The 21871-nt window shown below is 73.7% G+C and carries 22 protein-coding genes; 10 read left to right on the top strand and 12 right to left on the bottom strand.

Annotation, left to right across the window (positions count from 1 at the left end):
• Positions 1 to 63: 63 nt before the first annotated feature.
• Genes JOE35_RS13425 through JOE35_RS13415 form a run of 3 tightly spaced genes read right to left on the bottom strand, consistent with a single transcriptional unit; the run spans position 64 to position 2981 of the window.
• Positions 64 to 834, bottom strand: a complete 771-nt coding sequence (locus JOE35_RS13425; RefSeq protein WP_307803092.1) for a response regulator — start codon at positions 832 to 834, stop codon at positions 64 to 66.
• Complete coding sequence (locus JOE35_RS13420) at positions 831 to 2633, bottom strand: ATP-binding protein (RefSeq protein WP_209561478.1); 1803 nt, start codon at positions 2631 to 2633, stop codon at positions 831 to 833. The genes JOE35_RS13425 and JOE35_RS13420 overlap by 4 nt, the downstream gene beginning before the upstream one ends.
• A gap of 27 nt (positions 2634 to 2660) precedes the next feature.
• Complete coding sequence (locus tag JOE35_RS13415; protein WP_245186119.1) at positions 2661 to 2981, bottom strand: hypothetical protein; 321 nt, start codon at positions 2979 to 2981, stop codon at positions 2661 to 2663.
• Between the two features lie 153 nt (positions 2982 to 3134).
• On the opposite strand from JOE35_RS13415, the gene JOE35_RS13410 reads away from it, so the two are divergent.
• A complete protein-coding gene (locus JOE35_RS13410; RefSeq protein ID WP_209561477.1) occupies positions 3135 to 4613 on the top strand; it encodes a cation:dicarboxylate symporter family transporter in 1479 nt (492 codons plus the stop codon).
• 218 nt (positions 4614 to 4831) lie between these two features.
• Here the strand turns inward: JOE35_RS13410 and JOE35_RS13405 are convergent, their stop codons facing one another.
• Together JOE35_RS13405 and JOE35_RS13400 are read right to left on the bottom strand one after the other, a co-directional pair.
• Positions 4832 to 5326 (bottom strand): Hsp20/alpha crystallin family protein, encoded by a 495-nt coding sequence (locus tag JOE35_RS13405; protein WP_245186118.1) that lies wholly within the window; start codon positions 5324 to 5326, stop codon positions 4832 to 4834.
• Positions 5327 to 5492: 166 nt separating this feature from the next.
• Positions 5493 to 6092, bottom strand: a complete 600-nt coding sequence (locus tag JOE35_RS13400; RefSeq protein WP_209561475.1) for an NAD(P)H-dependent oxidoreductase — start codon at positions 6090 to 6092, stop codon at positions 5493 to 5495.
• A gap of 80 nt (positions 6093 to 6172) precedes the next feature.
• Between JOE35_RS13400 and JOE35_RS13395 the strand changes: the two genes are divergently transcribed.
• Positions 6173 to 6931: an NUDIX domain-containing protein gene (locus JOE35_RS13395; RefSeq protein WP_209561474.1), complete on the top strand. Its 759-nt coding sequence runs from the start codon at positions 6173 to 6175 to the stop codon at positions 6929 to 6931.
• A gap of 27 nt (positions 6932 to 6958) precedes the next feature.
• Here the strand turns inward: JOE35_RS13395 and JOE35_RS13390 are convergent, their stop codons facing one another.
• Positions 6959 to 7312, bottom strand: coding sequence for a DUF2200 domain-containing protein (locus JOE35_RS13390; RefSeq protein WP_209561473.1), 354 nt, complete (start codon positions 7310 to 7312; stop codon positions 6959 to 6961).
• A gap of 31 nt (positions 7313 to 7343) precedes the next feature.
• On the bottom strand, positions 7344 to 7919 hold the full coding sequence (locus JOE35_RS13385; protein WP_307803091.1) for a GrpB family protein: 576 nt from the start codon (positions 7917 to 7919) through the stop codon (positions 7344 to 7346).
• An 82-nt stretch (positions 7920 to 8001) separates the two neighbouring features.
• On the opposite strand from JOE35_RS13385, the gene JOE35_RS13380 reads away from it, so the two are divergent.
• The 5 genes from JOE35_RS13380 (at position 8002) to JOE35_RS13360 (ending at position 14613) form a co-directional block, all read left to right on the top strand.
• Positions 8002 to 8388, top strand: coding sequence for a hypothetical protein (locus JOE35_RS13380; RefSeq protein ID WP_209561471.1), 387 nt, complete (start codon positions 8002 to 8004; stop codon positions 8386 to 8388).
• Between the two features lie 100 nt (positions 8389 to 8488).
• Positions 8489 to 11164: a phosphoenolpyruvate carboxylase gene (locus JOE35_RS13375; protein ID WP_209561470.1), complete on the top strand. Its 2676-nt coding sequence runs from the start codon at positions 8489 to 8491 to the stop codon at positions 11162 to 11164.
• A 192-nt stretch (positions 11165 to 11356) separates the two neighbouring features.
• Entirely contained in the window at positions 11357 to 12628 is a 1272-nt protein-coding gene (locus JOE35_RS13370; RefSeq protein ID WP_209561469.1) for a sensor histidine kinase, read from the top strand.
• Entirely contained in the window at positions 12616 to 13368 is a 753-nt protein-coding gene (locus JOE35_RS13365; RefSeq protein ID WP_307803090.1) for a response regulator transcription factor, read from the top strand. Before JOE35_RS13370 ends, JOE35_RS13365 begins: the two co-directional genes overlap by 13 nt.
• A gap of 132 nt (positions 13369 to 13500) precedes the next feature.
• Positions 13501 to 14613: a BMP family ABC transporter substrate-binding protein gene (locus JOE35_RS13360; protein WP_307803089.1), complete on the top strand. Its 1113-nt coding sequence runs from the start codon at positions 13501 to 13503 to the stop codon at positions 14611 to 14613.
• A gap of 243 nt (positions 14614 to 14856) precedes the next feature.
• Here the strand turns inward: JOE35_RS13360 and JOE35_RS13355 are convergent, their stop codons facing one another.
• Both JOE35_RS13355 and JOE35_RS13350 read right to left on the bottom strand, forming a co-directional pair.
• Positions 14857 to 16167, bottom strand: a complete 1311-nt coding sequence (locus tag JOE35_RS13355) for an amidohydrolase (RefSeq protein ID WP_209561468.1) — start codon at positions 16165 to 16167, stop codon at positions 14857 to 14859.
• A gap of 90 nt (positions 16168 to 16257) precedes the next feature.
• Entirely contained in the window at positions 16258 to 17160 is a 903-nt protein-coding gene (locus JOE35_RS13350; RefSeq protein WP_209561467.1) for a carbon-nitrogen hydrolase family protein, read from the bottom strand.
• Positions 17161 to 17229: 69 nt separating this feature from the next.
• On the opposite strand from JOE35_RS13350, the gene JOE35_RS13345 reads away from it, so the two are divergent.
• Positions 17230 to 17772 (top strand): 2-oxo-4-hydroxy-4-carboxy-5-ureidoimidazoline decarboxylase, encoded by a 543-nt coding sequence (locus JOE35_RS13345; protein ID WP_209561466.1) that lies wholly within the window; start codon positions 17230 to 17232, stop codon positions 17770 to 17772.
• Positions 17773 to 17782: 10 nt separating this feature from the next.
• Here JOE35_RS13345 and JOE35_RS13340 read toward each other — a convergent pair whose 3' ends face one another.
• On the bottom strand, positions 17783 to 18535 hold the full coding sequence (locus JOE35_RS13340) for a YoaK family protein (protein ID WP_307803088.1): 753 nt from the start codon (positions 18533 to 18535) through the stop codon (positions 17783 to 17785).
• Between the two features lie 115 nt (positions 18536 to 18650).
• On the opposite strand from JOE35_RS13340, the gene JOE35_RS13335 reads away from it, so the two are divergent.
• Both JOE35_RS13335 and JOE35_RS13330 read left to right on the top strand, forming a co-directional pair.
• Entirely contained in the window at positions 18651 to 18905 is a 255-nt protein-coding gene (locus tag JOE35_RS13335) for a glutaredoxin domain-containing protein (protein ID WP_123547970.1), read from the top strand.
• A gap of 65 nt (positions 18906 to 18970) precedes the next feature.
• Positions 18971 to 20203 carry a DUF418 domain-containing protein gene (locus JOE35_RS13330; RefSeq protein ID WP_245186117.1) on the top strand — a complete coding sequence of 411 codons (1233 nt, stop codon included), beginning with the start codon at positions 18971 to 18973 and terminating at the stop codon, positions 20201 to 20203.
• 19 nt (positions 20204 to 20222) lie between these two features.
• On the opposite strand, the gene JOE35_RS13325 is transcribed toward JOE35_RS13330, so the two are convergent.
• Both JOE35_RS13325 and JOE35_RS13320 read right to left on the bottom strand, forming a co-directional pair.
• Positions 20223 to 21188, bottom strand: a complete 966-nt coding sequence (locus tag JOE35_RS13325; RefSeq protein ID WP_209561465.1) for an epimerase — start codon at positions 21186 to 21188, stop codon at positions 20223 to 20225.
• Positions 21185 to 21838, bottom strand: coding sequence for a DUF4166 domain-containing protein (locus JOE35_RS13320; RefSeq protein ID WP_209561464.1), 654 nt, complete (start codon positions 21836 to 21838; stop codon positions 21185 to 21187). The genes JOE35_RS13325 and JOE35_RS13320 overlap by 4 nt, the downstream gene beginning before the upstream one ends.
• Between the last annotated feature and the right edge of the window lie 33 nt (positions 21839 to 21871).

Here is a 21871-nt window from a genome sequence, read left to right as displayed (position 1 = left end):
GCGGGCGGCGGGAACCCGCCGCACCGGGCGCGGACCCGCCGCGGGCGCGGGGAACCCGCCAGCTCAGCGCCAGCGGTACTCGTGCTCGGGCCGGCCCGGCGCGCCGTACCGGGGCACGCGGTCGACCTGGCCCGCGTCGGCGAGGTGCTCGAGGTAGCGACGGGCCGTGACGCGCGAGACCGCGACGGCCGTGGCGACCTCGCCGGCCGACAGCGCACCTCCTCGGGGCTGCCCCTGCATGTCGTCGGCAGCCATGGACGGCGTGGCCGACGCCGCCCGCAGCGCCTCGACGACGGCGGAGAGCGTCTCCGGCGCGATGCCCTTCGCGAGCGACGGGGCCGCGGCCGTCCGCAGCGTCGCGAGGCTCGCGTCGACCTCGGTCTGGGTGACCTGCCCCTCGCCCTGGTCGAGCCCGCGGCGGAACGCGAGGTAGCCGGTGAGCCGCTCCGCGAAGGTCGCGAAGCCGAACGGCTTGATCAGGTACTGCACGATCCCGAGCGACACCGCGCTCTTGACGACCGCGACGTCGCGCACCGCCGTGATCGCGACGACGTCGACCGTCGAGCCGGCCGCTCGCAGCGCCCGGCAGAGCTGGATCCCGTGGATGTCGGGCAGCGTCAGGTCGAGCAGCACGAGGTCCACCCCTGGCTGTCGCAGCCGGTCGAGGGCGCAGCGGCCGTCGTGCACCACTCCGACGAGCTCGAAGCCGTCGAGCCGCGTGACGTACGCACCGTGCGCCTCCGCCGTGAGCGGCTCGTCGTCGACGACGAGCACCCGCACCCGCACCGGCGGCGGAGCCGGGGGCAGGGGCAGGGCCGAGGAGGCGCCGGTCACGACCGCACCACCGCCTCCTCGTCGTCGCCGTCCTCGTGCTCGTGCCCGGGCTCGGGCAGGTCGACCGTGATCGTGGTGCCGTGCTCCGTCGAGCGGGCGTCGACGGTGCCGCCCGCCCGCCGCGCGACCTGGGCCACCAGCGCGAGGCCGATCCCGCGCCCCCCGGTGCCCCCGGGTTTCGTGCTGACGCCGCGCTCGAACACGTCGCGCCCCTCGGGCAGCCCGGGGCCGCTGTCGGAGACCGCGATCCGCACGACGCCCTGCGCCGGCCGCTCGAGCACGACTCTCACGGTCGCGGGGCGGGATGAACTGCGTTCCGAACCATGAACTGCGTCATTTCGCGGTTCATGGTTCGGAACGCGGTTCGCGGCGTCCGCCTCCACGTCGGCGTCGGTACCCGCCCCCGCGCCCGCCCAGCGCGGTGCCGCCGCGTCGAGCGCGTTGTCCACGAGGTTGCCGAGTACCGTGACGAGGTCGCGCACCGGCACCTGCGGCGTGCCGAAGTCGGGCGACACCCTCAGCTCGAGCTCGACGGCGCGCTCGCGCGCCTGGGCGCTCTTGCCGAGCAGCAGGGCCGCGAGCACCGGCTCGTCGACGGCAGCGACGACCTGGTCGGCGAGCACCTGGCCGAGGTCCAGCTCGTCCGAGGCGAAGCGGAGGGCCTCGTCCGCGCGGCCCAGCTCGATCAGCGCGACGATCGTGTGCAGCCGGTTGGCGAACTCGTGGGTCTGCGAGCGCAGCGCCTCCGACAGGGTGCTCATCGTGCGCAGCTCGTCGGTCAGCTGCCGCAGCTCGGTGTGGTCTCGCAGGGTGGTGACGGTGCCGAGGCGTCGACCCCCGCCTCCTGCGCCGGCCCGACCCGCGCCTCCTGTGCCGCCCCGCCCTGCGCCGACTGCCCCCGGCGCGGCGGCGACCCGTTGGTTCACGACGAGCACCCGGTCGTCGGCGACGTGCACCTCGTCCTGGGCCTCGTCGCCACCGGCGAGCAGCACGGCGAGCGACGTCGGCAGCGGGAGCTCCGCCACCGGCACGGACCGCCTCGCGACGTCGTCGACCAGCGACGGCAGACCGAGCAGCAGCGCCGCGTGGTCGTTCGCGAGCGTCAGCCGCCCCTGGTCGTCGACGAGCACGAGCCCCTCGCCGACCGAGTGCAGCACCGCCTCGTGGTGGTCGCTGACCCGGCCGAGCTCCTCCGCGCCGAGGCCGCGGGTCACCCGCCGGAGGTGTCGGCTGAGCAGCCACGCCGCCAGCGCGCCGAGGGCCACGGTCGCGAGGGCCCCGCCGACGAGCAGGGGGAGGCGCTGGCCGAGCGCCGCGGACACGCTGTCGACGGTCACGCCGGCCGCCACGAGGGCGACGACCGCTCCGTCGTCGTCGCGCACCGGCACGACGGCGCGGACCGACGGCCCGAGCGTGCCCGAGTAGGTCTCGGTGAACGGCCGCCCGGCGAGCGCAGGGGCGATCGTGCCGATGAACGGCTGGCCGATCTCGGCGGGGTCAGGGTGCGTGAGGCGCGTGCGGTCGGGCGTCATCACGGTGACGAAGTCGGTGTCCGTGTCGCGCATCAGGTCGAGCGCGTACGGCTCGAGCGACGCGGACGGGTCGTCCGTGTCGAGGGCCTCGAGCACGAACGGGTTGTCGGCGATCGAGGTCGCCAGGGCGGTGCAGCGGGTGGCTGCCGCACGCTCGGTGTCGGCACGCGCGCTCGTCCACTGCCACGCCCCGGCGACGAGGGCGAGCACGACGACCCCGACGACCTGCAGGGCGAAGAGGCGGGTGGCGATGCTGGCGCGGCGCATCGTCCGGGCTTCCCTCGAGGTCCGCCCCTAGAGGACGGGCTCGACCAGCCGCACGTGCGACACGGCGACCCGCGTCGGCTCTCCGGCGAAGGCCGCAGCACGGGCCTCGGACGCCAGGTACTCCGCCTCGAGCGCCAGGAAAGCGTCGGCGTCGCCGGGAGCGCTGACGGCCCAGGTGAACTCGTCGACGTCGCGGTCGGCGTACGCGAACTCGATCGTGAAGCCCGAGGAGGTGCGGGCCGGCACCAGCCGGGAGCCGAACCAGGCGACGAAGTCGTCGAGCACCCCGGGGGCGAGCTCGTAGCGGCGCAGCTGGACGGTCTTCACGGTGACGTCGTCGTCGGTCATGGCGCCACCCTAGCGACCGCCGCAGACACACCCGAGTCCGCCGCGAACACTATGAACGCAAGCTCGTGCCCCGGGCGCACCGAGGTCATGCTGGCCCGATCCACCCGCCGACCGGCGACGACGTCGTCCCGGTCACGAGCACGAGGACCACCGATGGCAACGACGCCCTCCCCCCGAGACGACACGATCCACCGTTCGCCCCTCTCGCGCCTCCGGCGGATCGAGAAGTCGCACTGGCTCTACATCGCCGTGATCGTCGCGGTCGGGGCCGGCATCCTCGTCGGCCTCACCGCACCCGACGTGGCGGTGCAGCTGAAGCCGATCGGCACCGCGTTCGTGTCGCTGATCTCGATGATGATCGCGCCGGTGATCTTCTGCACGATCGTGCTCGGCGTCGGCTCGATCGCGAAGGCGGCGACCGTCGGCAAGGTCGGCGGGCTCGCGCTCGGCTACTTCATCGCGATGTCGACCTTCGCGCTGGCGATCGGCCTGGTCGTCGGCAACCTGATCCACCCGGGCGAGGGCCTGATGGTCGGCAGCACCGGCTACGAGGCACCGGTCAGCGCGGAGGCGGGCGGCACCGCTGGCTTCCTGCTCGGCATCATCCCCGAGACGCTCGTCTCGTCGCTGACCAGCGGCTCGATCCTGCAGACGCTCTTCGTGGCCCTGCTCGTCGGCTTCGCGCTGCAGCGGATGGGCGCCCGCGGCGCGACGATCCTCGAGGGGGTCCGCAACCTGCAGGTGCTGGTGTTCCGCATCCTCGCGATGATCATGTGGGTCGCCCCGATCGGTGCGTTCGGCGCCATCGCGGCCGTCGTCGGCGAGACCGGCGTCGCCGCGATCGTCGCGCTCGCGACCCTGATGATCGCGTTCTACGTCACCTGCATCGTGTTCGTCGCGGGAGTGCTCGGCACGGTGCTGAAGCTCGTCACGGGCATCAACATCTTCCGGGTCATGCGCTACCTCGGCCGCGAGTACCTGCTGATCGTGTCGACCTCGTCGAGCGAGGTGGCCCTGCCCCGCCTCATCGCGAAGATGGAGCACCTCGGCGTCTCGAAGCCCGTCGTCGGCATCACGGTGCCCACCGGCTACTCGTTCAACCTCGACGGCACGGCGATCTACCTGACGATGGCGTCGCTGTTCATCGCCAACGCGATGGGCACTCCGCTGAGCGTGGGGGAGCAGCTCTCGCTGCTGCTGTTCATGATGATCGCCTCGAAGGGCGCCGCAGGGGTCACCGGTGCCGGCATCGCGACGCTCGCCGGAGGCCTGCAGGCGCACCGCCCCGACCTGGTCGACGGGGTCGGCGTCATCGTCGGCATCGACCGCTTCATGTCGGAGGCCCGCGCCCTCACGAACTTCACCGGCAACGCCGTAGCGACTTTGCTCGTCGGCACCTGGACCCGCGAGGTCGACAAGGAGCAGGTCGAGCGCGTGCTCGGCGGCCGGTCGCCCTTCGACGAGTCGACGATGAGCGCCGACGGCCACGGCGACGCGGCCCACGCAGCCGCCTCAGGGGCCGGTGCCGAGGAGGCGGCGGCCGAGACCACGGGACCGGCGCGCGACGAGCGCATCTCGACCGACACGGTGCGGACGATCGTCGGCGGCGACGAGCGGGTCTCGCGCCGCTGAGGCGCGGCCGCCGCCGCCGTCGCCGTCGCCGCCGCGAAGCACCCCGCAGTGGACGATGCACCCCGTGACCACGGGGTGCATCGTCCACTACGGGGTGCCTGAGGGCGGGACGCCTGGACGGGTCAGCCGTCGTCGTCCGCGGACGGGTCCCAGTACGGCCGGTGCTCACCGACCGTCTCGGCGAGTGCCTGCAGCGCGAACGTGCTCACCCGCGCCTCCTACGCGCTCGTCGACGCCGTGTCGGCACCGGTGCGAGTCGACTCGGACCCGGCCTGCGTCGTGCCGATGCCCGAGCCAGACGCCGTCTCGACGGCCGTCGCCGGGCTGGTCGTCACCTCGATGCGGCGCGGGGCGGCCTTCTGCGTCACCGGGATGACGATCGAGAGGACGCCGGCGTCGTAGTGCGCCGAGATGCCGCTCGCGTCGACTCCCTCGCCCAGGCTGAACTGGCGAAGGTACGAGCCGTGCGGGCGCTCCTTCGCGAGCCACTGTGCGCCGGTGCGGGCGTCGGCCGTCCGCTGGGCCTTGACGGTGAGCACCTGGCCGTCCACGTCGACGTCGACGCTGCCGGGGTCGACGCCCGGCATGTCGGCGGAGAGCACGTAGCGGTCGCCGTCGCGGTACAGGTCGACGGGCATCTGCCGCGGGCCCTGCCGCGTCGCGAGCAGGCTGCCGGCGAGGCGGTCGAGCTCGGTGAAAGGATCGAAGGTCATGGCCATGATGAAGAGTCCCCTTCCGTGACGGAGTCGGTGTCGTGTCAAGAGTTGAGTCGGTGTGGCTCAACTCGGTGACTCGATGCTAGGACGCCGTCGCGGCCCGTAGCTCGGAGATCGCTCAGATCCCGCTCGGAGATCGCTCGGAGCCGCGACCGGAGGTGCGTCAGGCTCCCCGCACGGATGCGGCCACCTGGGCCACCGCCTCCTCGACGGCGATCCGTCGGCCCTCCGCGTCGTCCCGCTCGCTGTTGTGCACCCACGCCGTGATGCCGCGTCGGGCTCCGACGTAGTCGACGATCCCGTGCCTGACCTGCGTCTCGAGAGCCTGCTCGTAGCCGTGCTTCTCGTAGGTCGAGGCACTGTCGCCGGCCACGAGGAGGAGGTGGATCGTGAGCCCGCCGAGGTTGCGTCGCATCCCGGTGCCGCCCTCGGCGCCGTCGACGTCGAACGCCCAGCCGTTCACGAACACCCGGTCGATCCACCCCTTGAGCAGGGCCGGCATCGACCACCACCAGACGGGGAAGACGAGCACGAGGTGGTCGGCGGCGTCGAGACGGCGGTGCTCGGCTGCGACGTCGTCGGGGAACTCGCCGCCGACCCGGTAGGTGTGACGGTCGGCGGCGCCGAACCGCGGGTCGAAGCCCTCGGCGGCGAGATCGGCGATCTCGACCTCGCCGGGCTCCAGCGCCGCCCGCACCAGCTCGGCGATGCCGGCGGTGAGCGACTCGGGGTCAGGATGGGCGGTGACGATGAGCGTCTTCATGAGGCCCAGTCAAGCGGCTCGGGCTGGCCTCCCGCCGCCTCCTAGAGTGGGGTCCTCCACCTGGCCCACGGAGGAGCGCCATGACCACGTCCCCGTCCCCGGACACGTCCCCGGACACGTCCCCGGACACGTCCCCGATCCCACCTCGGCCTCTGCGGCCTCTGCGGCCCTCGGCACCCGGCGAGCGGGACCGGCCCGACGGTCGCGGTCGCACCGGCCTCGACACGGTCGGGCGCGACCTCGAGGGCAACCCCGACGTGGTGGTGCGCGACGTCGAGGTCACCTCCGACGGCTGGCACGTGCTGCGGCGCACCACCTTCGACGTCCGCGGACGGGACGGGGCCTGGACGACGCAGCAGCGCGAGACCTACGACCGCGGCAACGGCGCGACGATCCTGCTCGTCGACCCTGCCCGCGACACCGTCCTGCTGACCCGCCAGTTCCGGTTCCCGGCGTACGTCAACGACCACCCGGACGGGATGCTCGTCGAGGCCGCCGCTGGCCTGCTCGACGAGGACGACCCGGAGACGGCGATCCGTCGCGAGGCGAGCGAGGAGCTGGGCGTCGAGGTCGGCGCGCTCACGCACGTGTTCGACGCCTACATGAGCCCGGGATCCGTCACCGAGCGGGTGCACTTCTACGCCGCCGAGTACAGCCCCGCCGACCGGACGAGCGCCGGCGGGGGAGTGGCCGACGAGGGCGAGGAGATCGAGGTGCTCGAGCTGTCGTTCGCCGAGGCGCTGGCCATGGTCGACGACGGCCGGATCGTCGACGGCAAGACCATCATGCTGTTGCAGTGGGCGGCACTCCGCCGACTCACGACGGGCGGCCTCGGCTAGCGGGCTCGGCCAGCCCAGCCGGCGACCTCAGCCCTCGCGCAGCACCTTCGTCATGGCGCGGCCGCGCGCGACCTCGTCGACCAGCTTGTCGAGGCGTCGGATCTGCTGCATCAGCTCGTCGTCGAGCTCCTCGATGCGGACGCCGCAGATCACGCCGGTCACGAGCGAGGCCCTGGGGTTCAGCTCGGCGGCGGCGAAGAAGTCGCGGAAGGTCGTGCGCGCGGCGAGGTGCCCGGCGAGCCGCGCGTCGTCGTAGCCGGTCAGCCACGAGATCACCGTGTCGACCTCGGCCCGCGTGTGGCCCTTCCGCTCGGCCTTCGCGACGTAGAGCGGGTAGACGTCGGCGAACGCGGTGTCGAAGATGCGGCCGTTGCGGTCCATGGCGGCAGCGTAGCTGCGCGAGCCGCCCCCGTCAGCCCTCGCGCGCCTCCCTCGCCCGGCCCCTGATCGCGGTGATCACGTCGGTCTTGGCGTCGGCGTAGTCGTTCATGTCGTCCCAGTGGCGGGCGAGCAGGTCACGCTTCGTCCGCTCGTACAGCGCGCGGTCGTCGTCGTCACGGCGCAGGTGGTCGCGCAGGAGGAGGTACTCGGCCACCGCAGGAGCCCCGCGGTCGTACACGTGCACGTGCACGTCGCGCTCGGGCGTGCGCACCAGCCGGTGTCCCGGCTCGCGCACACGCAGCAGGTAGCCGGCGGCGAGCAGGGGCTCCAGCCAGTCCTCCTCGGCGGTGACGTCGTCGACCGCGACGACGACGTCGACGATCGGCTTGGCGGCCAGCCCGGGCACCGAGGTCGAGCCGATGTGCTCGACGTCGGCGCGGGTGCCGGTCGTCGCGAGTGCGTCGACGATGCGCCGCTCGTGCTCGCGGTAGAGCTCGGGCCAGCGCGGGTCGTAGTCGTGCAGCGTGACCGCCACGGCCTCGGGGCCGCCGACGAGGTCGACCTCGGTCACGTCGGCGCGGCGGCGGGGGCGGGGCTCGTCGGTCACGGGACCATCCTCGCAGCCGGGTCGCCTGGGCCGCAGCCGAACGACCTGCCATGCTCGAGATCCACGAGCGGGGGAGACGACCATGGACGAGGGACTGCTCTACGACCTGTGCAGCCGAGCACGACGCGTGCAGGCGGCGCGCAGCTCGGAGGCGAGCCTGCAGGGGCTCACCGACCTGATCCGGGCCGCGGCCGACCCTCGGGGCAGGCGCTCCGACCTCGAGATCCACCAGCTGATCGAGTCGGCGCCGCAGCCCGTCGGCATGCGCTGGAGCGTCGCGCAGCTCGAGGCGCTCGCGGCTGCCCGGAGCGACGCCCCCGCCGACTTCGACGAGGACGACGCCGACGACTACGAGGAGGCGCAGGCCGCGCTCCTGAGGGCGGTCGGCAAGGACGACGGCGAGCCCGCGAGCGGCCCCGTCGGCGTCGCGAAGAACGTGCTCGAGCAGCTGCTGCACCGCTGGTTCTGACCCGGTCCCGGGCGGGGGCCCGGGCCGGGGTGCGAATTCCCTCGTGGGCCGGAGGCGGCACACGGCGTCATCCGACCCCGCTTTCGTCCATGATGGTCCCGTGACCGACACCGACACCGCCAAGCGACCCGACGGAGCCAGCCGAGACGACGTCAGGGGGGCGGTCGACACGGACCTGCGTGCCGACGTGAGCTTCCTGGGCAGCCTGCTCGGGCGCGTGCTCACAGAGGCCGGCGGCCCCGACCTGCTGGCCGACGTCGAGCGGCTCCGCGCCGCCGTCATCTCCGCCTACGAGGACGCCGCCGCGGGCCACGCCGGCAAGACGGACTCGGCCGAGCCCGTCGACCGCGCCGGCGAGATCGTCGCGGAGCTCGACCAGGAGCGCGCCGAGCAGGTCGCTCGGGCGTTCACCGTCTACTTCCACCTCTCGAACCTCGCCGAGGAGCACCACCGCGTCCGCGTGCTGCGCCGCCGCCGTGAGCGCGCCGACTCGCTGCCCGCGGCCGTCGAGCGGCTCGTCGACGAGCTGGGGGCCGAGGAGGCGTCGGCACGTCTGCAGGCACTGCGGTTCCAGCCCGTCTTCACCGCGCACCCCACCGAGGCCCGCCGTCGTGCGGTCGCGAGCACCATCCGCCGCATCAGCGACCTGCTCGACGAGCGCGACGCCGCGCAGAGCACAGCCGACCTGCTCGAGACCGAGCGCCGCCTCCTCGAGGAGATCGACGTGCTGTGGCGCACCTCGCCGCTCCGCACCACGCGCCCGACCCCGCTCGACGAGGTCCGCACCGCGATGAACGTCTTCGACCAGACGCTCTTCGAGGTCGTGCCGCACGTCTACCGCGTGCTCGACGACCGCCTGAACGGCGACGCGGCAGGTCGCCAGCCGGTGGCCGCCCCGGCGTTCATGCGCTTCAGCAGCTGGATCGGCGGCGATCGCGACGGCAACCCGCACGTCACCGCCGAGGTCACCCGTGCCGCCGCCGAGATCGCGTCCGAGCACGTGCTGCTCGGCCTGCACCGCGCGGCGAGCCGGATCGGCGGCACGCTCACCCTCGACGAGGCCGACACCCCGGCCGACGCGGGCGTCCGCGAGCTCGCCGAGCAGCAGCGCGCGCTCGACCCCGACACGGCCTCGCGCATCGGCATCCGCTCGCCCAACGAGACCCATCGCCGGGTGCTGCTCTTCGTCGCCGAGCGGATCGACGCCACCCGACGCGGCGTCGAGGCCCTCGCCTACGCCGGACCCGACGCCCTGCTCGCCGACCTCCGCACCGTCCAGGCGTCGCTGCGTGCGGCCGGGGCCCACCGCGCGGCCAACGGCGAGCTGCAGAACCTCGTCTGGCAGGTCGAGACGTTCGGCTTCCACCTCGCCGAGCTCGAGGTGCGCCAGCACTCGCAGGTGCACCGCACCGCCCTCGAGGAGGCGCGCGCTGGCGGCGAGCTCAGCGAGCAGACCGTCGAGGTGCTGGACGTGTTCCGCACCGTGGCCGAGCTGCAGCAGCGCTTCGGGCGTCGTGCCGCCTCCCGGTACATCGTGTCGTTCACCCAGTCGTCGGCCGACCTCGCGAACGTCGTCGAGCTGGCCGAGCTGGCCCTCGGCTCGGTCGAGGCCGCTCCGGTGCTCGACGTCATCCCGCTGTTCGAGACCTTCGCCGACCTCGAGGCGTCCACGCGCATCCTGGACGAGGCCCTGCAGACCGACGCCGTGCAGCGCCGTCTCGCCGCGACCGGCCGCAAGCTCGAGGTGATGCTCGGCTACTCCGACTCGTCGAAGGACGTCGGCCCCGTCAGCGCCACCTTCGCCCTCTACGACGCGCAGGCGCGCATCGCCGAGTGGGCGCGGAGCAACGACATCGAGCTGACCCTGTTCCACGGCCGCGGCGGCTCGATGGGCCGCGGCGGCGGACCGGCCCACGAGGCCGTCCGCGCCCAGCCGCCCGGGTCGGTCGAGGGCCGGTTCAAGATCACCGAGCAGGGCGAGGTGATCCTCGCGAACTACGGCAACAAGGTGATCGCCGCCCGCCACATCGAGCAGATGGCCGCCGCGACGCTGCACGCGTCGACGCCGTCCACGGCCGCCGCGAACGCCGCCTCCGCCGAGCGCTTCGCCCCCCTCGCCGCCACGATGGACGCCGCCTCGCGCGACGCCTTCTTCGGCCTGGTCAAGGCAGACGGGTTCGCCACCTGGTTCGCCACGGTCACCCCGATGGAGGAGGTGGGCCTGCTCGCGCTCGGCTCGCGTCCCGCACGGCGCGGCCTCTCGGTCGAGTCGCTCGAAGACCTGCGGGCGATCCCGTGGGTGTTCGCGTGGACCCAGGCCCGCATCAACCTCGCCGGCTGGTACGGCCTCGGCTCGGCGCTCGCCGCGGTCGGCGACGTGCAGGTGCTGCGCGAGGCGTACGAGGCGTGGCCGCTGTTCCGCACCATGATCAAGAACGTCGAGCTGTCGCTGGCGAAGACGGACGACCACATCGCCCGCCGCTACCTCGGCCTCGCCGAGCGCGACGACCTCGCCGACCGGGTGCTCGCCGAGATGGCGCTGACCCGCGAGTGGGTGCTCGCGACGAGCGGGTCGAGCGACGTGCTCGAGGGGCGACCGGTGCTGAGCCGCTCGGTGCGCCTCCGGAGCCCCTACGTCGACGCGCTGTCGCTGCTGCAGCTGCGCGCGCTGCGGGGCATCCGCCGCTCGGTCGAGAAGGACCCTGCGGACGCCGACCACCGCCTCCTGCTGCTCACCGTCAACGGCATCGCGGCCGGCCTGCAGAACACGGGCTGACCTCTCCTCCCCATTCAGGAACATCGGTCCTGCACCTCGCGGCGGGGGGACCGATGTTCCTGAGGCGTGCACGACGCAGGAACCGCGTCGACGGACTTCCTGCACGCCGAACTGGCGCGGTCTCGGGCCGTCGGGCCCACCTCCGACCTTCGGTCGATCCCCGAGGAGGCGCCCCCTCCGTACGCTCGGAGCATGAGCACCGAGACCACCACCGCCACGGCGACCGACGGCAGACCCCGTGGCTGGGCCCGCGCGTGGGGCGAGACGTGGCGGCTGCTGGTCGCGCTCGTCCTCGGCCTGGTCGTGTCGCTTGCGGTCTGGTTCGGCGACCCGGCCGGTGTCCGCGATGCCGAGCCGCTGTTCGGCCTCTTCGTGTTCCTCGACGTGCTCGTCGGGCTCACGGTGCTCGTGCTGCTGCCGCTCCGGCACCGCGCCCCGTTCGTCCTCACCCTGGTGGCGGTCGTGCTCGCGGGCATCTCGCCGTTCGCGTCGTGCGCCGCGTCGCTCATGCTCGTGTCGCTCGCGACCCGTCGTCGGGCGGTCGAGATCATCCCTGCGGCAGTCGCCTTCGTCGTCGCCAGCGTCCTCGGCGAGGTGCTGTACTTCCGTTCCGAGCCGGTCCTCCCGCTCTGGCAGACCCTCGTCGCGGTCGTCGTCGTCACGGCCCTGATCGTCGTCGTCGGCCTCTACATCGGCGGTCGCCGTGAGCTGCTCCGCAGCCTGCGCGAGCGTGCCCGCCTCGTCGAGGAGGAGGAGCACCTCCGCCTGGCCCAGGCCCGCGACCACGAGCGCACCCGGATCGCCCGCGAGATGCACGACGTGCTCGCCCACCGGCTCTCGCTCGTCGCCCTGCACGCCGGGGCGCTCGAGTACCGCGACGACCTCGACCCGGCTGAGACGCGGGCGACCGCGGGCGTCATCCGCGAGAACGCCCGGACGGCGCTGACCGAGCTGCGCGACGTGCTCGGGGTGCTGCGCGACCCTGCCCCGGGCGGCAGGGGCGCGAGCACTGCGGTGGCCCCGCCGCAGCCGACGCTCGCCGGGCTCGGCGCGCTGCTCGACGAGGCCCGGTCCGCGGGCACCGTGGTCCAGCTCGAGTCGGCCCTGCCGCCTGGCTCGCTCGACTTCGTCCCCGCAGACGACGCACCAGACCGCAGCAGGGGCGAGGAGGCGCCTCCCACGACCATCAGCCGGCACGCGTTCCGCATCGTGCAGGAGTGCCTGACGAACGCCCGGCGGCACGCGCCCGGGCAGCCGGTGACGGTCGAGCTGCAGGGCCGTCCAGGGCGCGAGCTCGTGATCCGCGTCGAGAACCCGGTGGTGGCGGCAGTCGCCGCCGGGTCTGGCTCCGGTCACGGCCTCGACGGGCTGGCTGAGCGAGCCCGCCTCGTCGGCGGGCACCTGACGGTCGACTCGACGGCCGACCGGCACGTCGTGGAGGCGAGGCTGCCGTGGACCCGCTGAACACCGCCACCGGCAGCGGCGGCAGCGCCGGCCGCACGCCCGCCCCCGCGCCCGTCCGTGTCGTCCTCGTCGACGACGAGAGGCTCGTCCGGACCGGCCTCCGCCTCATCCTCGGCGGCGAGCCGTCCGTCGAGGTGGTGGGCGAGGCGGCCGACGGCGTCGAGGCCGAGCACGTCATCGCCGAGACCGTGCCCGACGTCGTGCTGATGGACATCCGCATGCCCCGCCGAGACGGCCTCGCCGCGACCGAGCTCGAGCTCCGGCGTCGACCCGACCTCGCGGTGCTCGTGCTGACGACCTTCGACGCGGACGAAATGGTGCTGGGGGCGCTCCGCCTCGGCGCCCGCGGCTTCCTGCTCAAGGACACCCCTCCGGCCGAGCTCGTCGCCGCGGTCCTCGCGGCGGCACAGGGCCGTTCGACCCTCTCGCCGAGCGTGCTCGACCGCGTGATCGGAGCCGCGACGGCGTCCGTCCCCGTGCAGCCGGTCGACGGCAGTGCCGAGGAGGCGGCGGCCGCGGCCGCGGAGGCCCGGTCCCGTCTCGCCCTGCTCACCGCCCGCGAGGCCGACGTCGTGCGCGGCGTCGTCCGCGGCCGCTCGAACGCGCAGATCGGCGCCGAGCTGTACGTCAGCGTCGCGACCGTGAAGACCCACCTCGGCCACGCCTACGACAAGCTCGGCGTCGACGGCCGGGTCCAGCTCGCGCTGCTGGCCCGGGCGGCGGGGCTCCCCGAGGACTGACGCCGCTCCTCCTCAGGTCACGATTCGACACCGCCTGGGCCCGGTCGCGGTCACGGGACCGTGCCCGAGCGGGGGAGGTGCCATGATCATCGCCAGAGCAGCGTCCGCTCGCCGTCCAGGAGGTCATCCGTCGTGTCTGTCCGTGCCGCCGTGCCCGTCCCCGTCCTGTCACACTCGTCGTCCCGCTCCGCGCGCCCGCGCCTCCTCGGCGCCGCAGCGGGCCTGGCCGGGCTCGTCCTGCTGTCGGGGTGCGCGTCAGCACCGTCGGACGACGGGGGCAGCGCGACGACCGCGGCGCACTGCGCCCGCATGGTGACGAACTCGGGCGGTCTCGACGACCGTTCGTTCAACCAGTCGAGCTGGGCAGGCCTCCAGGCCGCCGAGGCGGACGGCGTCGCCTCGCAGGTGCTCGTCTCGACCTCCGAGACCGACCTGGCGCCGAACGTCACCCAGGCCGTCGAGTCCGGCTGCGGATTCGTCCTGACCGTCGGCTACGAGCTCGCCGCCGCCACCGAGGAGCAGGCCGCGGCGAACCCCGACGTCGACTTCGCGATCGTCGACGAGACCGTCGAGGGCGACAACGTGAAGCCGATCCTCTTCGACACGGCGCAGGCGTCGTACCTCGCCGGCTACCTCGCGGCCGGGGTCTCGAAGACCGGCGCCGTGGGCACCTTCGGCGGCGGCAACCAGCCCCCCGTGACCCTCTTCATGGACGGCTTCGCGCAGGGCGTCGACGCCTACAACGCCGCGCACGGGGCCTCCGTCCGTCTGATCGGCTGGGACCCGGTCGCCCGCGACGGCTCGTTCACCGGCGACTTCGAGGACGTCAACAAGGGCAAGCAGGTCGCCCAGGCGCTGATCGACCAGGGTGCCGACGTGATCATGCCCGTCGCCGGCCAGGTCGGCGAGGGCGCCGCCTCCGCCGCGCTCGACGCCGGGGGAGTGAGCGTCATCTGGGTCGACAACGACGGCTGGGACACGCTGCCCGAGGCGTACCGCCCGATCCTGCTCACCTCCGTGCTGAAGGACACCGAGCAGGCCGTCCGCGAGATCGCCGTCTCGACGACCGACGACAGCTTCACGAACGAGCCCTACGTCGGCACGCTCGAGAACGAGGGCGTCGGCCTCGCGCCGTTCCACGACCTGGAGTCGAGCGTGCCGGCCGACCTCGCCGCCGAGGTCGACGCCCTGCGCGACCAGATCGTCGCCGGCACCGTCGAGGTCGACTCGCCCGACGCCCCGTAGGCGGTCGCCGCCCGCGGGACCCGGCCGTCGCGCCCTGGCCGACCGGGCTCGCCTCTGCGCCTGTTCCGTGCCCGTAATTCGAGAGTGATCCGGCTGGCCGGCGACCGAGATGCCAGCGGGGAGGGTCGCGGCCGGCCGGATCTCTCTCGCATTGCGATGCGCTCTCGTGCGTCGAGTCGAGTCGCGTCGAGTCGAGTCGAGTCGAGTCGAGCCGAGTCCCGTCGAGACGCGACCATCCCTGGCCTACGGCCGGCTGGCCCGCCGGCCGCGCGTGCGGCCGCCGCGCCCCGCGGCAGCCGCGGCAGCCGCCGCGACGAACCGCTCCGACCGCTCGACTGTCCGGCCGCGCCCCGCTGCCGCATCCCACTCGTACACGGTCGCCCCGGCGATCAGCACGTGCTCGGCGCGGCTCATCACGTCGAGCGGGTCGCCCGACCAGATGACGACGTCGCCGTCGAGCCCGGGCACCAGTGCCCCCACCCGGTCGTCGAGCCCCAGCATGCGTGCCGGGTTGATCGTCAGCGCCTCGAGCGCGACGACGGGGTCGAGCCCCTCCTTCACCGCGAACGACGCCTGGTGCACCAGGAAGTTGATCGGCACGACCGGGTGGTCGGTCGTGATGGCCACCGTGACGCCGGCGCGTGCGAGAGCGGCGAGATTCGAGATGGCCCGGTCGCGCAGCTCGACCTTGGTGCGCGAGGTGAGCATCGGCCCGAAGATCACCGGGATGCCCTTCTCGGCCAGCACGTCGGCCAGCTTGTGCCCCTCGGTGCCGTGGTTGACGACGAGGCGGTAGCCGAATTCCTCCGACAGCCTGATCGCCGTGGCGATGTCGTCGTGCCGGTGCACGTGCTGGTCCCACACGAGGGTGCCGTCGAGCACGTCGGCGAGCGTCTCGAGCCGGAGGTCGCGCCGGAACGGCTCGCTCGCCACCGCCGCCGCCGCGCGTGACGCTGCATAGAACCGGGCGTCCTCGAAGGCCTGCCGCAGCACGTACGCGACTCCGAGCCGGGTCGAGGGCAAGGCGTCGCGGCTGCCGTAGACCCGTTTCGGGTTCTCGCCCAGCGCGGACTTGACGCTCACCGCCCCCTTGATCACCTGCTCGTCGATCGTGCGGCTGCCCCACGTCTTGATCGCCACGGTGCGGCCGCCGATCACGTTGCCGCTGCCGGGCTTGACGACGACGCTCGTGACGCCGCCAGAGAGCGCGTCGCGGAACCCCTCGTCGTCGATGTCGATCGCGTCGATCGCCCGCACCCCGGCGGTGTTCGGGTCGGTCATCTCGTTGGTGTCGTTGCCGACGGGCCCGTTCGCCTCCTCGCTGATGCCGACGTGGCCGTGCGCCTCGACGAAGCCGGGCAGCACCCACCGGCCGGTGGCGTCGACCACCCGGGCGCCAGCGGGCACCTCGACGTCAGCGGCCGCGCCCACGGCCTCGACCACGCCGTCGCGGATCAGCACCGTGCCGCCGTCGACCGGCTCGCCCACGACGGGGACCACACGCCCGCCGGTGATCGCGACGACGACGGAGGGCGGCTGCTGCGAACGAGTCATGGCCCCACCGTAGGCCCGCGGACCGACACCCCACGAGGAGGTGCGGCGTCAGCCCGCCCGCCGACCGACACCCCCCGAGGAGGTGCGGCGTCAGCTCCCCGGGCGACCCGCCACCGCGAAGCGCTGGTTCGCGAGCACGGGCAGGGTGCGCCGTGCCGTCGCGACCTCGTCGAGGTCGAGGTCGACGACGAGCACTCCCGGCTCGGCGCCGAGCTCGGCGACGACGGCCCCGAGGGGCGACGCGACGAGGCTGTGCCCGACGCCGGTCGGCGACGCGCTGGCGGCGGCGGCCGTCGCGTCACGCTCCGTCTCGGCGTCGCCGGAGGCCCTGGCCGCCGCCGTGACCGCGACGGGGTCGGCCTGCCCGACGGCCACGACGAAGGTCGTGCTGTCGGCCGCGCGGGCGCGTGTCAGCAGCTGCCATTGCTCGACCTTGCCCGGCCCGTCGCCCCACGACGCGGCGACGACGCTGACCTCGGCGCCCGACCCGGCGTTCGCGAGGAACAGCGCGGGGAACCGCACGTCGTAGCAGGTGGCCAGTCCGAGGACGACCCCGCGACCGCCGTCGCCGTCGACGCCCACGCCGCTGCCGACGCCCACCGTGACGGCCTCGTCGCCGCCCTCGACCGAGTCGGACTCCGCGTGGCCGAACGCGTCGAAGAGGTGCACCTTGTCGTAGCTCGCGAGCTGCTCGCCGGCGGGCCCCGCCACGAGGAGGGTGTTCCGCACCTTCCCGTCCTGCCCAGGCGTGAACGTCCCGACGACGATCGTCACGCCGAGCCGCCCCGCGAGCTGGCGGACGGCGGAGCCCCAGGGCCCGTCGAGCGGCTCGGCCGCCGCGGCCAGGTCGGAGCCGAACGCGGTCATGGCCGCCTCGGGGAACACGACCAGCGAGGCTCCCGCGGCCGCCGCCTCCTCGGCTGCCCGCACGACCTCACGGAGGTTGCGGGCCGGGTCGCGGGTGCTCCAGATCTGGGCGAGGGCGATGCGCATGCGCCCAACCTAGCCACGCCCGGCGCCGTGCCGGGGCCGGTCCGCCCGCCGCCGGATACAGTTCACGGCATGATCGACCTCCCCGAAGGCGAGCTGCGCGAGCGGCTGGCCACCGCCCTGTCCGTGCCTCGCTGGGTCGACGAGGTGGCCGGCGAGGCTCCCTTCGCCGACGTCGACGCCCTCCTCGAGGTCGCGCGTCGCGCAGGCGCGTCGCTCACCCCCGCCGAGGTCGACGAGGCGCTCGAGCAGCACGACCTCGTCGCCGATCCCGCGACCGGCGACGCTGGCGCCGACGAGTACGAGCGTCGCGAGCAACGCGCCGCCCACGAGACCGACGACCCCCAGCTCGTCAAGGCCCTGGCCGAGGGAGGCGCGGTGTACGAGGAGCGCTTCGGTCGCGCCTTCGTCATCCGCACCGCCGGCCGCAGCCGTGACGAGGTCGTCGCCGAGCTCGACCGTCGCCTCAAGCTCGACGACGAGGCCGAGAAGGAGGAGGTGGGGGCCCAGCTGGTCGAGATCGCCCTCGTCCGCCTCCGTCAGGTCTTCTCCGACCGGACGGCCGAGACGGGCCGGGGCGCCGAGACGGCGTCGCCCGTGCAGCCGCTCGCCTGACCCGCCGTCCCTACTTCGTCGCGGCTCCTGTCGACGCGGCCGCCGCCTCCTCGGCTGCTGCTGCCCCGGCCGCCGCGGCGAGCTCGGCACGCCGGGCCCGCAGGAGGTGCCCCGTCAGCGCGACCAACATCGTGAGGCCGCCCGCGACCGCCATGCCGACGCCGATGTCGACCCGCAGCAGCAGTGCCCCCGCCGCGGCGCCGGCGAGGATGGCGAGCACCGCGAGGACGCGACGACCGGCCCGGGTCCCGTCGCCCCCGGCGAGGCGCGAGTCGGACGCGAGCCCGACGATGGTCGAGGTGACGACGATGGTCGTGACGTCGGCCACGGCGAGCCGACGGGCGCTCGCTGCCTGCAGGCCCATGGCGAGGCCGAGCAGCCCCGTGACCGTGTACGCCCAGGGGGTGCCCTCCTCAGGGGTGGCCACGAAGGAGGCGACGCCCAGGCCGACGAGGAGCGCGCCGGTGCTCGAGAAGGTGACGGTGCTGCGGCCCGACCAGCCGACCCGGGCGCCGCGCAGCAGGCGGCCCCCGAGGGCCGCGCCGAGCAGGAACGTCAGGAGGGCGATGACGGGCCCGAGGATCGGCAGGCCGTCGGCCTGGGCGATCGCCATGCCGAGGATGACCACGTTGCCCGTCATGTTCGCCGTGAACACGCGGTCGAGGCCGAGGTAGCCGACGGCGTCGACGATGCCCGTCGAGAAGGTCAGGGTCAGCATCATGACGAGGTGCATCCTCGGCTGGTCGTCGCGCAGTCGTCTCACGGCGGTCCTCTCGTGGTGAGCCGCCAGTATCCCATCGGGCACGAGGGCCGCACGGAGGCTCTCCGGGCGACAGGTGTCGAGCGGAGCGCTGAGGTGCCGAGCGTACGATGGACGCATGTCCGACGCAGCCCCCGACCGCATCCTCATGTTCGGCGCCGAGTGGTGCCGTGACTGCCGCCGCTCGAAGGCGCTGCTCGACCGCGAGGGCGTGGCCTACGACTACGTCGACCTCGAGTCGGTCGACGACGGGGCCGACCGCGCCTTCGCGATCAGCGGCCGCACGCAGATCCCCGTGGTCGTGTTCCCCGACGGCAGCCATCTGGTCGAGCCGTCCGACGCCGAGCTCTCCGCCAAGCTCCCCCTCGACTGACGTCTGCCTGAGGGGTCGGCCGAGCGGCTGAGGCGCAGCGGGCACCGACCCGCCACGCTGGACGGATGACGTCGATGCCGCATCCCGCCCCCGTGGCCCCGCACCTCGCTGGCGAGACCGTCGCCTACAGCGGCCCCGTCGCCGCGGCCGGCCGGTTCATCGCCCCCGACCTGCTCCGCGGGATCGCCCTGCTCGGCATCGCGCTCGCGAACAGCGTGTACTACGTGACCGACCGCGTCACGGGTCCGCTGGCCCGTCCGGTGGACGGCAGCACGGGCGACCACGTGGCCGACGTGCTCGTCGGCACGTTCGTCGACAACCGCTCGTTCCCCCTCTTCACGCTGCTCTTCGCCTACGGCTTCACGGTGCTCGTGCAGCGCCAGGCCGCGCGCGGCGTGCCGCGTGCCAGGGCCAGGGCGCTCCTCCTGCGCCGGAGCCTCTGGCTGATCGTGCTCGGGGCGCTGCACGTCGTGTTCCTCTTCGAGGGCGACATCCTGCTCAGCTACGGACTGCTCGGGCTGGTGCTCGCGGCCATGTTCGCGGCGAGCGACCGGGCCTTCAGGATCGTGGGCTGGTCGACTCTCGTGGTGTTCCTCGCCGTGGCCGGCCAGGACGGTCTCGCGGGAGGCGGCCCCGGCGAGATCGACGGCCTGCCGATCGAGGTCGGCACCGTCCTCGGCGACGCCCTCTGGCGCCTCCTCGCCCTGGTGGGGCTGATCTTCACCGCGCCCCTCACCGTCGGCATGCTCCTGCCCATCGCCGTGCTGGGCACGCTCCTCGGACGGCGCCGCGTCCTCGAGTGCCCCGCCGAGCACCTGCCGCTGCTGCGCCGCCTCACGCTCGTCGGGTTCCCCGTCAGCGTGCTCGGCGCCCTCCCGCTCGTGCTCGCCACGATCGGCGTCTGGCAGCCCGGCCCCGTCGTGCTGTACCTGCTCGGCGTGCTGCACGGCGCCACCGGCGTGGTCGGCGCCCTCGCCCTGCTGGGCCTCGTCGGCTGGTGGGTCGGTGCGCAGGAGGCGCGGACCGCCTCCGTGCTCGTCCCCACCTCGGCGGCGGTGCGGGCGCTCGTCGCGGTGGGCCGGCGGTCGCTCACCTGCTACCTGCTGCAGTCGGTCCTCTTCGTGCTGCTGCTGAAGCCGTGGGCGCTCGGCCTCGGGGTGGGCGCGGGGACGCTGTCGATCTCGCTGATCGCCGTCGGCGTCTGGCTCGTCACGGTCGTCGTCGCGGTGCTGCTCGACCGGGCCGGCCGGCAGGGCCCCGCCGAGTGGGTGTTGCGCCGCCTGACCTACGGCCGTTGAGGGGGCCCGAGCGGGCGCCTCAGCGGCGGCGGCGCTCCGCGACGATCTGCTTCACGGTCTCGTCGAGGTGCGGGTGCACGAACGTGTAGCCGCCCTCGACGAGCCGCTCGGGCACGACCCAGCGGCTCTTGAGCACGAGCTCGGTCTCGGTCCGCAGCACGGCGGTGCCGAGCTCGAGCATCCAGCGGGTCGCGGGCAGCCCGACCGGCATCCCCACCGCCCGGCGGACGATCCCCATCATCGTGCGGTTGTCGCTCGGGTTCGGCGCCGAGAGGTTCACGACCCCGTCGACCTCGTCGTGCTCGCGGAGCCACTCGATCGAGCCGAGCACGTCGTCCACGTGGATCCAGCTGAACTTCTGGCGGCCGCCTTCCGCGCCCTGGTGGTGGTGGGTGCCGGCTGCGAGCCGCGCTCGCGTCGCCGGCCACGGACCGTCGAGCTGCGGCCCGCCGAGCCCCGCCCTGGCGAGGTTCATCAAGGGCACCAGCGCGCTGCCGTCGCCGAGCACGATGGCCATGCGCAGAGCGACACGGCGGGTCCCCGGCAGCTCGCCCGCGAAGAACTCGCGCTCCCAGCTCGTGGCGACGTCGACGGAGAAGCCCTTCCCGAGCTCGCCCGTCGACTCCGTCATCGGGCGGTCCTCGGCGTGCCGGTAGATCGTCGCGGTCGACGAGTTCAGCCAGAGCCGAGGAGGCGCGGCGCAGGCGAGCACCGCCTCCCTCAGCTCGCGGGTGGTCTCGACCCGTGAGCGCATGATCTCCGCCCGGTTCGCCGGGCCGTACCGGCAGTTCACGCTCTTGCCCGCGAGGTTGACGAGCAGGTCGGCGCCGTCGAGCAGGCGGGTGATCGCGGCGGTGTCGCCCCAGCGTGCGTCGGGGCCGGAGCGGCCGATCTCGCTGACGCGGATGCCTCGGGCACGCCACGCTGCGGCGAGGTGCTGGCCGATGAAGCCGGACGCCCCGGCGATGACGATGTGGTCGGTCACGATGATGTTCCCCCTGTGTCGTCGGGCTCGACCGTGTAGTCGAAGTGGCCCGTGTACTCGTAGATCCTGCCGACGATCGGCGCGTCGAGGGTCACCGAGACCCGCTGGCGCCCGGCTGCCTCGTCGAACTCCTCGCGCAGCGAGACGCGCGGCGAGACGGCGGCGGGCAGCGAGAGAGAACGGCGTCCGACGCGGTGGCGCATGGTGCCGGACGTCATCACCAGGGCTCCGTCGCGGGTGTTCGCGACGAGTTCGGCCGACCAGCGCCTCCGGTGCCCGAGGTGGTCGACGAGGCCCGTCGGCGTCGCGGTGACGGCGTCGACCATGCGGCGCTCGCCGGACGTGAAGCGGAACGTGCGGACCGCGCGGACGACGGGAGCACCCGCGTCGTCGACGCCGGGCCGGTTCGTGACGGTGAAGGGCACGTCGTGCTGCCAGGCGGCGAAGAGGACGCCCTGGCGGCCGAGCACCCACAGCACGGGCCAGAGCCAGCGGCGAGGCGTGCCCGCGCGGGCGAACACGCCCTCGCCGCGTCCGACCGAGCCGGCCGGGATCGCCCTGAAGTACGGCAGGAGGCGCGGGTGCAGTCCCGAGAGCGCCTCGCCCGCGGCGGCCTCCCACGGAGACTGCGGGGCAGGGGCGTCGGGCACGACCCGAGCCTAGGCCCGGCGGCTACCCTCGCG

The sequence above is a fragment of the Frigoribacterium sp. PvP032 genome (assembly GCF_017833035.1).
Taxonomy (GTDB): Bacteria; Actinomycetota; Actinomycetes; order Actinomycetales; family Microbacteriaceae; genus Frigoribacterium.
Note: the sequence above shows the minus strand (reverse complement) of the source record. Positions and strands in the feature narration are given on the sequence as shown.

Excerpts from the sequence above, each read along its gene's own strand:
- JOE35_RS13420 (WP_209561478.1), bottom strand. The coding sequence starts at position 2,633 with ATGCGCCGCGCCAGCATCGCCACCCGCCTCTTCGCCCTGCAGGTCGTC.
- JOE35_RS13415 (WP_245186119.1), bottom strand. The coding sequence starts at position 2,981 with ATGACCGACGACGACGTCACCGTGAAGACCGTCCAGCTGCGCCGCTAC.
- JOE35_RS13410 (WP_209561477.1), top strand. The coding sequence starts at position 3,135 with ATGGCAACGACGCCCTCCCCCCGAGACGACACGATCCACCGTTCGCCC.
- JOE35_RS13405 (WP_245186118.1), bottom strand. The coding sequence starts at position 5,326 with ATGACCTTCGATCCTTTCACCGAGCTCGACCGCCTCGCCGGCAGCCTG.
- JOE35_RS13400 (WP_209561475.1), bottom strand. The coding sequence starts at position 6,092 with ATGAAGACGCTCATCGTCACCGCCCATCCTGACCCCGAGTCGCTCACC.
- JOE35_RS13395 (WP_209561474.1), top strand. The coding sequence starts at position 6,173 with ATGACCACGTCCCCGTCCCCGGACACGTCCCCGGACACGTCCCCGGAC.
- JOE35_RS13390 (WP_209561473.1), bottom strand. The coding sequence starts at position 7,312 with ATGGACCGCAACGGCCGCATCTTCGACACCGCGTTCGCCGACGTCTAC.
- JOE35_RS13380 (WP_209561471.1), top strand. The coding sequence starts at position 8,002 with ATGGACGAGGGACTGCTCTACGACCTGTGCAGCCGAGCACGACGCGTG.
- JOE35_RS13370 (WP_209561469.1), top strand. The coding sequence starts at position 11,357 with ATGAGCACCGAGACCACCACCGCCACGGCGACCGACGGCAGACCCCGT.
- JOE35_RS13355 (WP_209561468.1), bottom strand. The coding sequence starts at position 16,167 with ATGACTCGTTCGCAGCAGCCGCCCTCCGTCGTCGTCGCGATCACCGGC.
- JOE35_RS13350 (WP_209561467.1), bottom strand. The coding sequence starts at position 17,160 with ATGCGCATCGCCCTCGCCCAGATCTGGAGCACCCGCGACCCGGCCCGC.
- JOE35_RS13345 (WP_209561466.1), top strand. The coding sequence starts at position 17,230 with ATGATCGACCTCCCCGAAGGCGAGCTGCGCGAGCGGCTGGCCACCGCC.
- JOE35_RS13335 (WP_123547970.1), top strand. The coding sequence starts at position 18,651 with ATGTCCGACGCAGCCCCCGACCGCATCCTCATGTTCGGCGCCGAGTGG.
- JOE35_RS13330 (WP_245186117.1), top strand. The coding sequence starts at position 18,971 with ATGACGTCGATGCCGCATCCCGCCCCCGTGGCCCCGCACCTCGCTGGC.